Genomic DNA, 15,515 nt, shown 5'->3' on the forward strand with positions numbered 1-15,515 from the left:
TCCCCTCGCACGGCGGCCCCTCGTAGCGGCGGCCCGCAGTCCGGCCCGTACGGCGTTGCGCCGCACCGGCCTTCGGGGCCTCCAGGCATGCGGAAGGGCCCCTCCGGAGTTCCGGAGGGGCCCTTCCGTCGTCGGGGGCCGGGTCAGCTCGCCCGGAAGCCCTCGTAGGCGTTGTAGAGGGTCGCGCCGCCCTCGTGCTCGTCGGTGCGCTCGACGATGTCGCCGAGCAGCCAGGACTCCACGCCGCGGTCCTCCAGGATCGACAGCACGACGTCCACCGAGTGCGGCGGGACGACCGCGACCATGCCGACGCCCATGTTCAGCGTCTTCTCGATCTCCAGGGTGGCCACCTTGCCGACCTCGGCCACGGTCTGGAAGACCGGCAGCGGGGTCCAGGTGCCGCGGTCCAGGCGGGCGTGCAGGCCGTCCGGGATGACCCGGGCCAGGTTGGCCGCCAGGCCGCCGCCGGTGACGTGCGAGAAGGCGTGCACCTCGGTGGCGCGGGCGAGCGCCAGGCAGTCCAGCGAGTAGATCCGGGTCGGCTCCAGCAGCTCCTCGCCGAGGGTGCGGCCGAACTCCTCGACCTTGCGGTCCAGCTTCCAGCCGGCCTCGTTCAGCAGCACGTGGCGGACCAGCGAGTAGCCGTTGGAGTGCAGGCCGGAGGCGGCCATCGCGATCACCACGTCGCCGGCCCGGACCCGGTCCGCGCCGAGCAGCGCGTCGGCCTCCACCACGCCGGTGCCGGCGCCCGCGACGTCGTACTCGTCCGGGCCCAGCAGGCCCGGGTGCTCGGCGGTCTCGCCGCCGACCAGGGCGCAGCCTGCCAGCGCGCAGCCCTCGGCGATGCCCTTGACGATCGCGGCGACCCGCTCCGGGACGACCTTGCCGACGCAGATGTAGTCGGTCATGAACAGCGGCTCGGCGCCGCACACCACCAGGTCGTCGACGACCATGCCGACCAGGTCGTGGCCGATGGTGTCGTGCTTGTCCATGGCGGCGGCGATGGCCACCTTGGTCCCCACGCCGTCGGTGGCCGAGGCCAGCAGCGGCCGCTCGTAGTTCTTGAAGGCGGACGCGTCGAAGAGGCCGGCGAAGCCGCCGAGACCGCCGACCACCTCGGGGCGGTTGGCCTTCTTCACCCACTGCTTCATGAGCTCGACGGCGCGGTCGCCCGCCTCGATGTCGACACCGGCGGCGGCGTAGGTGGCGCCGTTCTGGTTGCTGGTCACTGCGGTGCGGCCCTTTCGGGTCAGGGGGGTGGTTCGGGAACAGCGTGGGGGGTGGAACAGCGGTGGGGCCCCGGTTCTCGGGACCCCACCGTCGATTCGTTACGGCCGGCGCAGCGCGTCGGCCGCGCCCGCCCCGCCGAGCAGCGACTGGACGCCGTCCAGGTCGCTGCCGCTGGTCGGCTTGCCGCGGACGGCCGGAGGCTGCTGGCCGCCCTTGATCTCGGCCTCCAGCAGGAGCTTGCCGAGCAGCGCCGGGTCCGGCAGCTCCATCGGGTACTCGCCGTCGAAGCAGGCCCGGCAGAGCCGGTCCTTGGGCTGCTTGGTGGCCTCGATCATGCCGTCGATCGAGATGTAGGAGAGCGAGTCCGCACCGAGGGTGCGGCCGATCTCCTCGATGGTCATTCCGTTGGCGATCAGCTCCGCGCGGGTGGCGAAGTCGATGCCGAAGAAGCAGGGCCACTTCACCGGCGGGGAGGAGATCCGGATGTGGACCTCGGCCGCCCCGGCCTCGCGCAGCATCTTCACCAGCGCGCGCTGGGTGTTGCCGCGGACGATCGAGTCGTCCACGACCACCAGGCGCTTGCCCTGGATGACCTCGCGCAGCGGGTTCAGCTTGAGCCGGATGCCGAGCTGGCGGATGGTCTGGCTGGGCTGGATGAAGGTGCGGCCCACGTAGGCGTTCTTCACCAGGCCGGAGCCGTACGGGATGCCGCTGGCCTCGGCGTAGCCGATCGCGGCGGGGGTGCCGGACTCGGGCGTCGCTATCACCAGGTCGGCCTCGACGGGGGCCTCCTTCGCCAGCCGGCGGCCCATCTCCACGCGGGAGAGGTGCACGTTGCGGCCGGCGATGGAGGTGTCGGGGCGGGCCAGGTAGACGTACTCGAACACGCAGCCCTTGGGCTTGGCCTCGGCGAACCGGGAGCTGCGCATGCCGTTCTCGTCGATGGCGATGAGCTCGCCGGGCTCGACCTCGCGGATGAAGGAGGCGCCGCAGATGTCCAGCGCCGCCGTCTCGGAGGCGACCACCCAGCCGCGCTCCAGCCGGCCGAGCACCAGCGGGCGGATGCCCTGCGGGTCGCGGGCGGCGTAGAGGGTGTGCTCGTCCATGAAGACGAGCGAGAAGGCGCCCTTGACCTTGGGCAGCACGACCTTGGCCGTCTCCTCGATGGAGAGGTCCGGGTGGCCGGCGAGCAGGGCCGTCACCAGGTCGGTGTCGTTGGTCGCGGCGGACCGGCCGGAGCGCGAGACGTGCTCCTCGCCGGGCAGTTCGGCGACCATGGCCGCCAGTTCGGCGGTGTTCACCAGGTTTCCGTTGTGCCCGAGGGCCAGCGAACCGTGAACGGTCGCCCGGAAGGTCGGCTGGGCGTTCTCCCAGACCGAGGAACCGGTGGTCGAGTAGCGGGCGTGTCCGACGGCGATATGCCCGTGCAACGACCCCAGCGAGGCCTCGTCGAAGACCTGGGAGACGAGCCCCATGTCCTTGAAGACGAGAATCTGGGAGCCGTTGCTCACTGCGATGCCCGCGGATTCCTGACCGCGGTGCTGCAGGGCGTAAAGGCCGAAGAACGTGAGCTTGGCGACCTCCTCGCCGGGAGCCCAGACACCGAAGACGCCACACGCGTCCTGGGGGCCTTTCTCACCGGGAAGAAGATCGTGGTTGAGTCTTCCGTCACCACGTGGCACGCCTTCGAGTCTAGGGCAGTCGGCTCCGGCTTCCGGACCCCGGGACTGCGGGTTTGTCCGGTGATCACGAGTTAACGCGCGTAGACAAAACCCCTTACCGGCCCGGGATTTCGGGTGGGGGGAATTCCGCCGGGTAGCGGTTGGCCTTGCGGTTCGCGCCTGTTGGGGAGTTCCGGGTGCGGAGCGGCGGCCGTCCCGGCGCGGACGAACGTGAGCCTGCTCACCCGGGGTTCCTCCCCCGGCCACCCGCCGGTCGCTCCCCGGCCGACCGGCCGGTTCCGCCCGGATCGGGCCGTCGGTCGGTCTCCGGTCAGGCGGCCGGCAGCAGCAGGCCCCAGGCCCCCCGGTGCACCGTCCAGGTCCGGGCCCGGACCGGGCCGACCGGGTGGCCGTCCGCCTCGTAGCCGAAGCCGCGCCCGACCACCGAGACGCTCGCCGCCCGGGCCCGCACCAGGGCGCCGGAGGCGGCGACCACCACGTCCATCTCGCCCGTGCCGTCCGAGGCGCCGGACGGGAGCGTCACCTGCACCAGCCGGACCGGCCGGTGGACGTCCGCGAGCAGCCGGCCGTCGGCCTCGACCCGGACCCGGGAACCGTGGTCGACGCCGTCCGGGGTGAGTGCGTTCGCCTGCTCGGCCGCAGCCAGTTTCGCCCATAGCGAACGCCAGCCACCCGTACGGCCCACCGGGCGACGGGTGGCGCCGCCGGTGATCCGCACCCCTCCCAGGGCCACCCCGCCTCCGTCGTCCACCAGCAGGTCGAGTCGTCGCGGCGCGCCCGACAGCACCGCCCGCGCGGCCCGGACCGGCTCGCCCGGCACGCCGAGCGCGCGGGCCGCCAGGAGCTCCTCCGAGCGGCCGACCGGAACCATCCCCACCGGTTCGGTGCCCAGCTCACGCTGGCGATGCAGGGCCTGGAGCACCCGCTGCAGCGCGAGGTCGGAACCGATCACCACCGGTCGCCGCCGACCCCGGTGCGAAAGCACCCGGTCGAGCTCGGAAGGGCTCTCCGGAAAGACCACCTTGACGTCCGCACCCCCGCAGAGCACGTCCTTCGCGATCCGCACCGACTCGCCGTCGGTCTGCCGGGCCACCGGGTCGAGGAGCAGCAGGAGCGGCTCCGGGCCGCCGGAAGCAGGCGTGGACAGGGACGACACGACCGGTCCTTCCTCAGGTAATCTCTCGGTGCAAGAGCCCCTTGCGCCATTGCGCCAGGGGCTTCGTCTATCTCGGGGCAGACTGCGGCCTACGCAGGATGCCCCAACCGGAAGGGGTGTACGCCTGTGCCGGCACTCGTGCTCGTTGGCGCTCAGTGGGGAGACGAGGGCAAGGGGAAGGCCACCGACCTCCTCGGCGGTTCCGTCGACTACGTGGTCCGCTACCAGGGCGGCAACAACGCCGGTCACACGGTGGTCATCGGCGACCAGAAGTACGCCCTGCACCTGCTCCCTTCCGGCATCCTCAGCCCGAACGTGACGCCGGTGATCGGCAACGGCGTCGTGATCGACCCGGCCGTGCTGCTCTCCGAGCTGGCCGGCCTGAACGAGCGCGGCATCGACACCTCCAAGCTGCTGGTCTCGGGCAACGCCCACCTGATCACGCCGTACCACCGCACCCTGGACAAGGTCACCGAGCGCTTCCTCGGCAAGCGCCGGATCGGCACCACCGGCCGCGGCATCGGCCCGACCTACGCGGACAAGATCAACCGCGTCGGCATCCGGGTCCAGGACCTGTTCGACGAGTCGATCCTGCGCCAGAAGATCGAGGCGGCGCTGCACGACAAGAACCAGATCCTGGTCAAGCTGTACAACCGCCGCACCATCCCGGCCGACCTGGTGGTCGAGGAGTACCTGGGCTACGCGGAGAAGATCAAGCCCTTCCTCGCCGACACCACCCTCGTCCTGGACGAGGCGCTGAAGGCGAACAAGGTCGTCCTGCTGGAGGGTGGCCAGGGCACCCTGCTCGACGTCGACCACGGCACGTACCCCTTCGTGACCTCGTCGAACCCGACCGCGGGCGGCGCCTGCACCGGCGCCGGCATCGGCCCGACCAAGATCGACCGGGTCATCGGCATCCTCAAGGCCTACACCACCCGCGTCGGCTCCGGCCCGTTCCCGACCGAGCTGTTCGACGCGGACGGCGAGGCGCTGCGCCGGATCGGCGGCGAGCGCGGTGTCACCACCGGCCGTGACCGCCGCTGCGGCTGGTTCGACGCCGTCATCGCGCGCTACGCGACCCGGGTCAACGGCCTGACCGACTTCTTCCTCACCAAGCTGGACGTGCTGACCGGCTGGGAGCAGATCCCGGTCTGCGTCGCGTACGAGATCGACGGCAAGCGCGTCGAGGAACTCCCCTACAACCAGTCGGACTTCCACCACGCCAAGCCCGTCTACGAGACCCTGCCGGGCTGGACCGAGGACATCAGCAAGGCGAAGACCTTCGCCGAGCTGCCGAAGAACGCCCAGGCGTACGTGAAGGCGCTGGAGGAGATGTCCGGCGCGCCGATCTCGGCCATCGGCGTCGGCCCGGGCCGCGACGAGACGATCGAGATCAACTCGTTCATCTGAGCCTGAACGCCAGAGCCTGATCGCCGGAGCCTGATCACCGGCCGATCGCTTCGAGGGCCCCGTGGGATCCGTCCCGCGGGGCCTTCGCTCTGCACTGGACCCCTGATTTGCACTAGTGCAGAGTCCTATTGCATCTAGTGCAGCGCGCCGCTACGTTCGGATCATGACCGCGAAGCTGCCCACACCCGTCGTCCTCACCGGCCGCCACATCCGCCTGGAGCCGCTGGAGCGCCGCCACCTGACCGACCTCTGGACCGCCGTCGGCTCCGACCCCGAGGTCTGGCGCTGGACCATGTCCCTGCCGCCCGGCTCGGAGGAGGAGTTCGGCGCGATCCTCGACGACCGCGTCGCGGAGGCGGCCGCGGGCGAGTCGGTGAACTTCGCCGCCGTCGACCTCGCGAGCGGCCGGGCCGTCGGCGTCACCGGCTACCACGACTTCAGCGAGCAGGACGAGTCCGTGGAGATCGGCGGCACCTGGTACGCCCGCTCGGTCTGGCGCACGGCGGTCAACACCGAGGCCAAGCTGCTGCTCCTCGCGCACGCCTTCGAGGACCTCGGCATGGGCCGCGTCTTCTGGAAGACCGACGCCCGCAACGAGCGCTCCCGCGCGGCGGTCCTGCGCCTCGGCGCCCGGTACGAGGGGACGCTGCGCCGCCACCGCCTGCGCCCCGACGGCAGTTGGCGGGACAGCGCCTACTTCTCGATGCTCGCCGACGAGTGGCCGGCGGCCAAGTCCCGTCTGACGGAACGGCTTTCACGGGGCTGAGCCACCGGACCGGCGGGGCGCGACGGGCGCGACGGCTATTTCCGCTCGCCGGGGGCGGAACGGCGGGCCGCGAACTCGCGCTTCACCGGGCGGGGTAGACAGGTCTGGATGCTCACCAGCCAGACCAGCCAGCCGACGAACAGGACGGCGAGCAGGAGCGCCGACAGGCCGGCGACGAGAAGCGCATTCACCGGGATACGGAAAAGCGCTGGTGAGGGTGGGGCCGGTGGGGGAGGCCGAGTGGCGAGGGGAGGGGCATGGCTGTCTCCGGTCAGTGATTTCGGGTGCCGCGACCATGCGTCTGGTGTGTCATTACGGCTGATAGACGACTGCTTGATGACTGTTTAGTCGACAACAAGTCAGTGAGTGACACGGACGACCATAGGGTTAGGGTGCCAGAGTTGCTACCGAGCGGGGGGACGTTCACTCCATCGTGGGGTATCCCCCGATTCGGTAGCTAGGGCCGGGTGTGCACGGCACACTTCACCGGAAGCATCGACGCCAGCCGCGACCCGGAGAAGAGAGTCATGCCACCCCGCTTGTCGCCGACCGTGCGCCAGCAGCGCCTCGGGATCGAGTTGCGCAGGATCCGCGAACGCGTGGGCGTCACGCCCAAGAGCCTGGCCGCCACCATCGGTACCGACCTGCCCAAGATCTCCCAGATGGAGAACGGGAAGTCGGGCATCAGCGCCGAGCGGCTCCGGATCTGGGCGCGCACCTGCGGCTGCGAGGACGGACCTTACCTGGACGCGCTGTTGACGATGACTCAGGACCGGCGCAAGTACTGGTGGGACGCCTACCGCGGCCGGCTGCCGAACGCGATCATCGACATCGCGGAGATGGAGCACCACGCGGCCTCCCTCTCCATCCTGAACAGCACCTTCATCCCCGGCCTGCTGCAGACCCCGGAATACGCCGCCGCGGTGTTCGAGCGGCTCCCCCCGCAGTACCGGCAGGAGGCGGACGTCCGGAAGGCGTTCCGGATCCGGCGCCAGCAGATCTTCGTCGACCACCCCAAGCCGTACAGCGCGTTCCTGCACGAGTCCGCCCTGCGCATGCAGTTCGGCGGTCCGGAAGTGCTGCGCGACCAGTTGCGGAACCTGCTGGAGAATTCCGAACGGCCCGGGGTGGAGATCCGGGTGATTCCGTTCAGCGTGCCCACCTACACCGGCTCCGGAGAGAGCCTGTACCTCGCCCGCGGGCCGGTTCCGGAGCTCGACACCGTCCAGATCGATCTCTCCCACGGGCCGAAATTCGTGCACACCCAGGCCGAACTGGCCTCCTACCGGCGGATCAAGGAGGAGACCGCGGCGATCGCGCTCGGGCCGGACGAGTCCCGGGACTTCATCCGGGCCTTGCTGAAAGACTTCGCATGAGTACCTGGCGCAAGGCGTCGGCGAGCGGAGAGAGCACCGACTGCGTCGAGGTCAGATCCACCGGGGACCTGGTGGAGATCCGCGAGTCGGACCGGCCCGAGGTCGTCGTGCGGACCACGCCTCGCAAGTGGGCCGCCTTCGTCCGCGGGGTGAAGTCGGGGGAGTTCGACCGCTACGGCGACTTCACCCGGCCGTGAGCCTCCGGCCCGCCGCGACCGCCGGGGTCTAGGCTTACAGCCCACAGTGGACCCCTGCGCCTGGCACGGCACTCCGGGTGGGGTGCGCGTGCGGGAGAAATCGGAGCATCCGAGGATGGCTCGGCACCTGATCACCAGCGCCCTTCCGTACATCAACGGGATCAAGCACCTGGGCAACATGGTCGGGTCCATGCTCCCGGCGGACGTCTACTCCCGCTACCTGCGCCGACGGGGGCACGAGGTGCTGTTCGTCTGCGCCACCGACGAGCACGGCACTCCCGCCGAACTGGCCGCCCAGGAAGCCGGGTTGCCGGTCGCCGAGTTCTGCGCCCGGGCGCACGGGGCGCAGCGGGCGGTGTACGAGGGCTTCGGGCTCTCCTTCGACCACTTCGGCCGCAGTTCCTCTCCGCAGAACCGGGAGATCACCCAGGAGATCGCCCGCGAGCTCCAGCGCAACGGCTTCATCGAGGAGCGCGCGATCCGCCAGGTGTACTCGGTGGCCGACGAGCGCTTCCTGCCGGACCGCTACATCGTCGGCACCTGCCCGCACTGCGGCTACGACAAGGCCCGCGGCGACCAGTGCGAGAACTGCACCCGGGTGCTGGACCCCACCGACCTGCTGGAGCCGCGCTCGGCCGTCAGCGGCAGCTCCGACCTGGAGGTCCGGGAGACCCGCCACCTGTTCCTGCTCCAGTCCAAGCTCACCGAGGAGGTCGAGGACTGGATCGCCACCCACGCCGACGACTGGCCGGTGCTGGCCTCCTCGATCGCCCGCAAGTGGCTGACCGAGGGCCTCCAGGACCGCTCGATCACCCGCGACCTGGAGTGGGGCGTCCCGGTGCCGTCCGACGTGTGGCCCGAACTGGCCGCCGAGGGAAAGGTGTTCTACGTCTGGTTCGACGCCCCGATCGAGTACATCGGCGCCACCAAGGAGTGGGCGGACGCGGCCCCGGCCGGGCAGCTGCGGGACTGGAGGTCCTGGTGGTACGAGGCCGACGAGAGCGTCCGCTACACCGAGTTCATGGCCAAGGACAACGTCCCCTTCCACACCGTGATGTTCCCGGCCACCCTGCTCGGCTCGCGCCGCCCGTGGAAGAAGGTCGACTACGTCAAGGCCTTCAACTGGCTGACGTACTACGGCGGGAAGTTCTCCACCAGCCAGAAGCGCGGCGTCTTCACCGACGTCGCGCTGGAGCTGCTGCCCGCCGACTACTGGCGCTACTTCCTGATGGCGCACGCGCCCGAGTCGGACGACTCCAGCTTCACCTGGGACCTGTTCGCCGCGGTGGTCAACAAGGACCTCGCCGACACCCTCGGCAACTTCGTCAACCGGGTGCTCTCCTTCAGCCGCAGGCGCTTCGGCGGGGACGTCCCGGGCGGTCACCCGGCAGGCGAGGCCGAGCAGCGCCTCGGCGAACAGGTCGCCGGCCTGCTCACCGAGTACGAGGCCCAGCTGGACGCGCTCAACTTCCGCAAGGCGGCGCAGGCCCTGCGCACGCTGTGGAGCGCGGGCAACACGTACCTGGACGGGAAGGCGCCCTGGCAGCAGGTGAAGACCGACCCGGAGGCGGCGGCGCTGACCCTGCGCACCGCGATGAACCTGATCCACCTGTACGCGGTGGTCTCCGAGCCGTTCATCCCGGCCGCGGCGGCGGCCATGCGCGGGGCCTTCACCCTGCCCGAGGACTCGCCGGCCGCCACCCGCGGCTGGATCTCCCCGGCGGAGGCGCGGGCGCTGGACCTGGTGCCGGCCGGGACGGCGTTCACGGTGCCGCCGGTGCTGTTCGCCAAGATCACGGACGAGGACCTGGCGGCCTGGACGGCGCGCTTCGGCGGCTCGGCGGCCTGACCGGGTGGCCGCCTGGCGGCCTGAACGGCGAGACGCGCGGGGCCCGGAGCGGCCTCCGGGCCCCGTCGCCGTCCCGCTCCGCGCTACTCGGCCTTCCCCGCCGGGTCCGTCGTCTCCTCGGCCACCCAGCCGAGGTAGCCCGGGCTGCCACCCACCACGGGTACGGCGATCAGCTCGGGCGTTTCGTAGGAGTGCCGCCCGGCCACGAACGCGCCCAGCCGGTCCACGAGTTCGGCCCTGGTCTTGAGGTCGATCCGCCACTCCCCGGCGTCCTGCACCTCGCCGTCCCACCGGTACACCGACCGTACGGGGTACACCTGGGCGCAGGCCGCCAGCCGCTCCCGCACCACGGCGGACGCCAGGGCCCGGGCCTGCTCCTCGCTCTCGTGGGTGGTGGTCACCACGACGAAGCGCTGCTCGCTCGCTGTCATGCCCCGACGGTAGCCCGGGGCCGGGGCCGGTCGGCGAATCCCCTTCGGTGGGCCCCGTTTCGGTGACCGCCTTCCTCACCCGCTGACGGACGGGCCGCGGGCGGTGCGCCCCGGGCCCACGGCCGGGTCAGTCCCGGCGGGCCGTGTGGACGGTCATCGCGGAGAGGTAGAAGGCGTCCGGGCGGTGCAGGATGCCGGTGGGGGCGTCCTCGGCGAGCAGGGCGTCCAGGGTGGCCCGGTCCTCGGCGTCGAGCTGCTCGGCGAGCTGGTCGCGCCGCCGGGCCAGCTGGGTGTGCAGGTAGCCGCGGACGGAGTCGGCGAGCGGGGCGGGGTGGTCGACCAGGAAGGTGCGGGTGCCGGTCGGGGTCAGCCCGGCCCGCCCGAGCATGGCCGGCCAGTCCTCGATCTCCGCGGTGCTGCCGGGCAGTTCGGCCCGCATGGTGCTGAAGCCGTCCTCCTGGGCGGCGTCCATCCGGGCCTGGAAGCCGGGCCGGCCCAGGCCGAAGTCGCGCGGCAGGTAGCGCGGCGGCAGGCCGCTCTCGGCGACGGCCAGCAGACCGCCGGGCCGCAGCGCCCCGGCGAGCGAGGTGAGCGCGGCCTGCTGGTCGCCCAGGTGGTGGACGGCGTTGCCGGACCAGATCAGGTCGGCCTCGCCGAGCTTGTCGAACTCGGCGGGCAGCTCGGCCTGTTGGATGCCGAGCCGGCCACCGGAGCGGGTCCGGGCTCGCTCCAGCAGGGCGGTCGACTGGTCGACCGCCACCACCTCGGCCGCCGGGAAGACCTCCGCCAGCAGCCCGGCGATCACTCCGGGCCCGCTGCCCACGTCGAGGACCCGCCGGACCGCGCCGTCCCCGTGCAGGCCGAGCAGCCACCGCCCGGCCTCGGTGACGGCATCGGCCCGCAGGTCGGCCTCCAGCTCCAGGTGCGCGGCGAGCGCGTCCCAGTCGAAGTCGGCGGCGGGGACGTGGCCGTGGGAGTGGGAGTGGCCGTGGCCGTGGGAGGGCCCGTGGGCGTGGTGCTGAGGCTGGGACTGGGACTGGTGCGCTGACATCCGGATTCTCCGATCGTGGGTTGACGAAAGCTTCCTCGCCGGGCGGGCCTCAGACGGGCAGGGCGGCGCCGGACGCGCGGTACCGCTCGACCGCCCGGTCGAGCTCCTCCGCCGCGAGGTCGTGGTCGAGCGCGAAGGCGGCCGCCGCGCCGGCCCCGGCGGCGGTGACCACCTGGGCGCGCGGGTCGGCGACGTTGCCGACCGCCCAGACGCCGGGCAGGCTGGTGCGGCCGGTCCGGTCGGTGGTGACCCAGCCGTCGTCGTCCCGGGCGCAGTCGAGGCCGAGGAGCAGCGCGTCCCGGGGGACCGGCCGCGGGAGGACGAACACCGCCTCGCGCGGCACCACCCGTCCGTCGGCGAGCTCGACGCCGCGCAGCCGCCCGTCGTCGGACACCAGGCGGACGATCCGGCCCTCGACCACCCGGACGTCCCGGGCGGCGAGCCGTTCCCGGTCGGCGTCGGTCGGCACCAGGGTGTGCGCGAGCAGCACCACGTCCGCCGACCACTGCCGCAGCAGCAGCGCCTGGCCGACCGACCCCGGGCCGGTGCCGAGCACCCCGAGCGGGCGGTCGCGGACCTCCCAGCCGTGGCAGTACGGGCAGTGCAGCACGTCGCGGCCCCACCGCTCGGTCAGGCCCGGCAGCTCCGGCAGCCCGTCCCGCAGCCCGGTGGCGACGACCACCCGGCGCGCGTGCAGCACCGGTCCGCCGGCCAGGTGGACCGCGAAGCGGGGCCGGTCGGACCCGTCCGACTCGATGTGCTCGACCCGGGCGTCGATCAGGTCCACCCCGTACCGGGCGACCTCCTCCCGCCCGACCGCCAGCAGCGCGGCCGGGGGCATGCCGTCCCGGCTCAGGTAGCCGTGCAGGTGGGCGGCGGGTGCGTTGCGCGGCTCGCCGGCGTCCACCACCGCGACCCGGCGCCGGGCCCGGCCCAGCACCAGTGCGGCGTTCAGTCCCGCCGCTCCGCCGCCGACCACCACCGCGTCGTAGCGCTCGCTCCGCCTCGTCCCGGCCGTCCCCGTGGTTCCGGTCGTTCCGGTGGTTCCGGTCGTTCCGGTCGTCCCTGTCGTGTCGCCCATGGCGCTCACCTCCACCGCCAGGCTGCGCCCCGCTTCACCGGATCGGCAAGCTTTGTTGCCGCCTCAGCAAACCCCGACCTGGCGGACCTCCATCCGGGCCTCAGCGGGCCCCCGCGGTTCGCGCCCCCGTCCGCCGCCAGTACGACCAGGCGGCCACCACCAGCGCGACCCCGTACCCGGCGAACCCGCACATCCCGACCCAGGCGATCTCCAACGCGCTCTGCTCACTGGCCAACTCGCCCAGCCGGATCCGCGTCACCCCGGCGGTGCACAGCGTCAGGTAGCCGATCCCGACCACCCCGTACGGCGCCAGCGTGGCCGCGCCCAGCAGGGCCGGGGTCAGCGGCAGCCAGCGCGGCACTGGGCGGCCGCGCAGCGGCGCGGTCCAGCGCGGGAAGACCTGCCCCCAGGGGCGGACCAGCCCCCAGAGCAGGAACACCCCGAGCAGTGCCAGCAGCATGGTGCCGTCCAGCCCCCAGCGCTCCAGGGCCAGCCACAGCCCGGAGGAGCCGTTGTGCACGTAGCTCGCGTACATCTGGTCGCCGCTGATCCCGGCGAAGCTGCCGCCGACCGCCCAGACCAGCTTCATCAGCACGTACGGGACGAACGCCAGGCTCCCCGCGCAGGCGGCGAGTTGGACGATCGGCGGCGCCGCGGCGGGAGCCGGCGCGGCCCGCTCCGCCCGGCCACCCGGGTCTCCGGTACCGCCCGGGCCGCCGGTGCCGACTCGGGCAGTGGGCCGCAGGCCCAGGGCGGTCCTCGCGAGCAGCACCGCCCCCACCGCCGCCAGGGCGCGCTCCACCGCGTCGGGGACGCTGTCCACCCGCTGGCCGAACAGCAGCGTGACCAGGTCCATCAGCAGGCTCCAGGCCCCCACCGCGGCCGACCCGCACAACAGCCACAGCAGCCGGCGCACCGGCTTCCGGTACCCAACCGCCACCCCGGCCGCGGCCGCGACCGCCCCCGTTCCGGCGACCGCCCACCCCGGCCAGCCCGCGCCGAACAGCTCCGTCCCGCTCAGCGCGCACCCCAGCCCGAACCCGGCGTACCCGAGGCCCCAGCCGGTCACCGCCCACCCGTTCTCCCTCATGCCCCCAGGCTCGCCCGCCCCGCCCGCACCGCTCCTCCCCCGCCGCGGTGATCCGGCTCCCCCGCCCGAGGGAACCCGTCCAGGCGCGGCGGCCGGGCGGGGCGGTGGTTCAGCCCCTCGGGGCGGCGAAGCAGTGGACGGTGACGGTACGTCCGGAGGCCCAGCGCTGGTCGCCGCTGCCGAGGTGGGTCCAGCCGAGGCGGCGGTAGAGGGTCACGGCGGCCGCGTCGGTGGCGAGGACGTCGAGCACCGGGTGCAGGCCGAGCGCCCGCGCGTGCGCCACGGCGCAGTCCAGCAGCCGGGCGCCGATGAGGTGGCCGCGCGCCCCGGGGGCGACGTAGAGGCGGCCGATCACCGCGGTGAGCTCCGGAGGGCCGCCGGTGCGGTGGCCCCACAGCACGGGGGCGAGGTCGCCCGGGGCACTGCGGGCGAGGCCGACGTGCCCGGCGAGCCGGCCGTCCGCCTCGGCGATCCAGGCGGCGAGCAGGCCGTCCGGGGTCAGCCAGGCGGCGGGGCGGTCGGGCCAGTCGGCAGGGTAGCCGTCGGCGGCGTGGACGTCGCCCAGCACCCGGACGCAGTCGGCGAGGTCGTCGGCGCGGCGCGGTCGGACCACCACCCCAGCCCCGGCCGGTCGTGAGTCGGACGCGACGACGGTGGCGCGTTCTTCGAGGTCAGCCATGCCGGTACGTTACCGGCCGGGACTCACCGTCGCAGCAGGTCGACGACCCCGGTCAGGTCCTCCTCGCCGTCGCCGAGCTCCAGTCGACGCTCCATCAACCGGAAGTACGGCTCCAGCAGTTCGGTGCTCACCCGCTGCTCCTCGGCGGTGCGCAGCAGCGTCCCCTTGCCGGCCACCTGCATGGCCAGGTTGGACACCACGTCCAGCTTGTAGTCCCCGGCCTCCAACTGCTCCGCCGTCCTGGCCACCGACCCGGACATCGCGCCGAGCCAGCCGCCCAGCAGCGGCGCCAGCTCGCTCGGCGCCACGGCCTCGCCCCGGATCAGCGCGAAGGCGTGCGCGATCCCGGCGAACATCCCGTACATCCCGCTGAGCAGCGCCACGTCGTGCAGCGCCGCGAACCCGGCGTCCTCGCCCACGTACCGGGTGCCGGCCGGGGCGGCGAGGGTGTCCCCGTGCTCGGCGAACAACTCGGCGGACCCGCTGTAGAACACGTACGCCCCGGCCGCCGGGACCCCGATCATCGGCGGGACGGCCATGATCCCGCCGTCCAGGTAGCGGGCGCCGCGCCGCTCGGCCCAGGCGGCGCGGGTGCGGGCCTGCCCGGGGGTGCTGGTGACCAGGTTGACCAGGTCCTTGCCGGTCAGGTCGACGCCGTCCAGCGCCTCCGGCACGGAGGCGTCGTCGAGCAGGCAGACGACGACCAGCCGGTTGGCCGCGACGGCCTCCTCGACGGTGGCGGCGACGGCGGCTCCACGGGCGGCGAGCCCGTCGGCGCGGGCGGCGGTGCGGTTCCAGACGGTCAGCGGGTACCCGGCGGCGAGCCAGGCGTCGGCCAGCGCGGTGCCCATCGCACCGAGGCCGAGCAGGGTGAGGGGGGTCTTGGTCACGTTCTCGACGGGGTTGGTTGCCATGGCGTCCAGCCTCGGTTCGGCCCCGGAAACGATCAAGTACGCACTTGGAAGTGGGTGGTTACCCTGGGGTGAGCATCGAGCTCGGAGGGGCCGGAAGGGGTGGGCATGGCGATCGTGCCGAGGCCGGGGGCGTACATCTGCGGGACCGACGCCGCGATGGACGTGATCGGCGGCAAGTGGAAGGTGTCGATCCTCTGGGCCCTCGGCGAGCGCCCGCACTGCCGCTTCGGCGAGCTGCGCCGGCTGCTGCCGGGGATCACCGAGAAAGTGCTGGCCGCGCACCTGCGCGAGATGGAGGCGCACGGCATCGTGCACCGGCGGGCGTACGACGAGGTGCCGCCGCGGGTCGAGTACGCGCTGACCGAGGCGGGCCACCGCCTCAACACGGCGCTGGGGCCGCTGGGGGACTGGGGGCGCGAGCACGTCCTGGGCAAGGCGCCGTACCCGGCGTAGCCCACCCGGACACCGCCGGCCCGTGTCCCGCGCCCGGTACGCCCGGTACGCCCGGCTAGGACTTGTCCGGTCGATCAGGTGTGGAGCCAGATGACGAGGGCTGCTGCGGTGACGGTGCCGAGGTAGACGTAGCCGCGTTTGTCGTATCTG

The 15,515-nt window shown here is 72.7% G+C and carries 16 protein-coding genes; 6 read left to right on the forward strand and 10 right to left on the reverse strand.

Annotation, left to right across the window (positions count from 1 at the left end):
• Positions 1-143 precede the first annotated feature (143 nt).
• From purM to ACZ7RU_RS34060, 3 genes are all read right to left on the reverse strand, one after another.
• Positions 144-1,229: a phosphoribosylformylglycinamidine cyclo-ligase gene (gene purM, locus ACZ7RU_RS34050; protein WP_470344849.1), complete on the reverse strand. Its 1,086-nt coding sequence runs from the start codon at positions 1,227-1,229 to the stop codon at positions 144-146.
• Between the two features lie 99 nt (positions 1,230-1,328).
• Positions 1,329-2,912 carry an amidophosphoribosyltransferase gene (gene purF, locus ACZ7RU_RS34055; RefSeq protein WP_470344850.1) on the reverse strand — a complete coding sequence of 528 codons (1,584 nt, stop codon included), beginning with the start codon at positions 2,910-2,912 and terminating at the stop codon, positions 1,329-1,331.
• A 310-nt stretch (positions 2,913-3,222) separates the two neighbouring features.
• Entirely contained in the window at positions 3,223-4,068 is an 846-nt protein-coding gene (locus tag ACZ7RU_RS34060) for a diacylglycerol kinase family protein (protein ID WP_470344851.1), read from the reverse strand.
• A 126-nt stretch (positions 4,069-4,194) separates the two neighbouring features.
• Between ACZ7RU_RS34060 and ACZ7RU_RS34065 the strand changes: the two genes are divergently transcribed.
• Positions 4,195-5,478 (forward strand): adenylosuccinate synthase, encoded by a 1,284-nt coding sequence (locus ACZ7RU_RS34065; protein ID WP_470344852.1) that lies wholly within the window; start codon positions 4,195-4,197, stop codon positions 5,476-5,478.
• Positions 5,479-5,641: 163 nt separating this feature from the next.
• A complete protein-coding gene (locus ACZ7RU_RS34070; RefSeq protein ID WP_470344853.1) occupies positions 5,642-6,244 on the forward strand; it encodes a GNAT family N-acetyltransferase in 603 nt (200 codons plus the stop codon).
• A 35-nt stretch (positions 6,245-6,279) separates the two neighbouring features.
• Here the strand turns inward: ACZ7RU_RS34070 and ACZ7RU_RS34075 are convergent, their stop codons facing one another.
• Positions 6,280-6,435: a hypothetical protein gene (locus ACZ7RU_RS34075; RefSeq protein ID WP_470344854.1), complete on the reverse strand. Its 156-nt coding sequence runs from the start codon at positions 6,433-6,435 to the stop codon at positions 6,280-6,282.
• Positions 6,436-6,771: 336 nt separating this feature from the next.
• Between ACZ7RU_RS34075 and ACZ7RU_RS34080 the strand changes: the two genes are divergently transcribed.
• The 3 genes from ACZ7RU_RS34080 to metG all read left to right on the forward strand — a co-directional run bounded on the left by ACZ7RU_RS34080 (position 6,772) and on the right by metG (position 9,666).
• Positions 6,772-7,620 (forward strand): helix-turn-helix domain-containing protein, encoded by an 849-nt coding sequence (locus ACZ7RU_RS34080; protein ID WP_470344855.1) that lies wholly within the window; start codon positions 6,772-6,774, stop codon positions 7,618-7,620.
• Positions 7,617-7,817 carry a DUF397 domain-containing protein gene (locus tag ACZ7RU_RS34085; protein WP_470344856.1) on the forward strand — a complete coding sequence of 67 codons (201 nt, stop codon included), beginning with the start codon at positions 7,617-7,619 and terminating at the stop codon, positions 7,815-7,817. Before ACZ7RU_RS34080 ends, ACZ7RU_RS34085 begins: the two co-directional genes overlap by 4 nt.
• A gap of 115 nt (positions 7,818-7,932) precedes the next feature.
• Positions 7,933-9,666, forward strand: coding sequence for a methionine--tRNA ligase (gene metG, locus ACZ7RU_RS34090; protein WP_470344857.1), 1,734 nt, complete (start codon positions 7,933-7,935; stop codon positions 9,664-9,666).
• Positions 9,667-9,749: 83 nt separating this feature from the next.
• On the opposite strand, the gene cutA is transcribed toward metG, so the two are convergent.
• From cutA to ACZ7RU_RS34120, 6 genes are all read right to left on the reverse strand, one after another.
• Complete coding sequence (cutA, locus tag ACZ7RU_RS34095) at positions 9,750-10,097, reverse strand: divalent-cation tolerance protein CutA (protein WP_470344858.1); 348 nt, start codon at positions 10,095-10,097, stop codon at positions 9,750-9,752.
• A gap of 127 nt (positions 10,098-10,224) precedes the next feature.
• On the reverse strand, positions 10,225-11,148 hold the full coding sequence (locus ACZ7RU_RS34100) for a class I SAM-dependent methyltransferase (RefSeq protein WP_470344859.1): 924 nt from the start codon (positions 11,146-11,148) through the stop codon (positions 10,225-10,227).
• Between the two features lie 49 nt (positions 11,149-11,197).
• Positions 11,198-12,229: an NAD(P)/FAD-dependent oxidoreductase gene (locus ACZ7RU_RS34105; RefSeq protein ID WP_470344860.1), complete on the reverse strand. Its 1,032-nt coding sequence runs from the start codon at positions 12,227-12,229 to the stop codon at positions 11,198-11,200.
• A 100-nt stretch (positions 12,230-12,329) separates the two neighbouring features.
• Positions 12,330-13,319: a hypothetical protein gene (locus tag ACZ7RU_RS34110; RefSeq protein WP_470344861.1), complete on the reverse strand. Its 990-nt coding sequence runs from the start codon at positions 13,317-13,319 to the stop codon at positions 12,330-12,332.
• Between the two features lie 109 nt (positions 13,320-13,428).
• Complete coding sequence (locus ACZ7RU_RS34115; protein ID WP_470344862.1) at positions 13,429-13,998, reverse strand: GNAT family N-acetyltransferase; 570 nt, start codon at positions 13,996-13,998, stop codon at positions 13,429-13,431.
• Positions 13,999-14,021: 23 nt separating this feature from the next.
• The gene (locus ACZ7RU_RS34120; protein ID WP_470344863.1) at positions 14,022-14,912 is read right to left on the reverse strand and encodes an NAD(P)-dependent oxidoreductase; all 891 of its coding nucleotides are present in this window, start codon (positions 14,910-14,912) and stop codon (positions 14,022-14,024) included.
• Between the two features lie 105 nt (positions 14,913-15,017).
• Between ACZ7RU_RS34120 and ACZ7RU_RS34125 the strand changes: the two genes are divergently transcribed.
• The gene (locus ACZ7RU_RS34125) at positions 15,018-15,365 is read left to right on the forward strand and encodes a winged helix-turn-helix transcriptional regulator (protein WP_470344864.1); all 348 of its coding nucleotides are present in this window, start codon (positions 15,018-15,020) and stop codon (positions 15,363-15,365) included.
• Positions 15,366-15,515: the final 150 nt, after the last annotated feature.

This window comes from Kitasatospora sp. NPDC114501 (assembly GCF_055633695.1).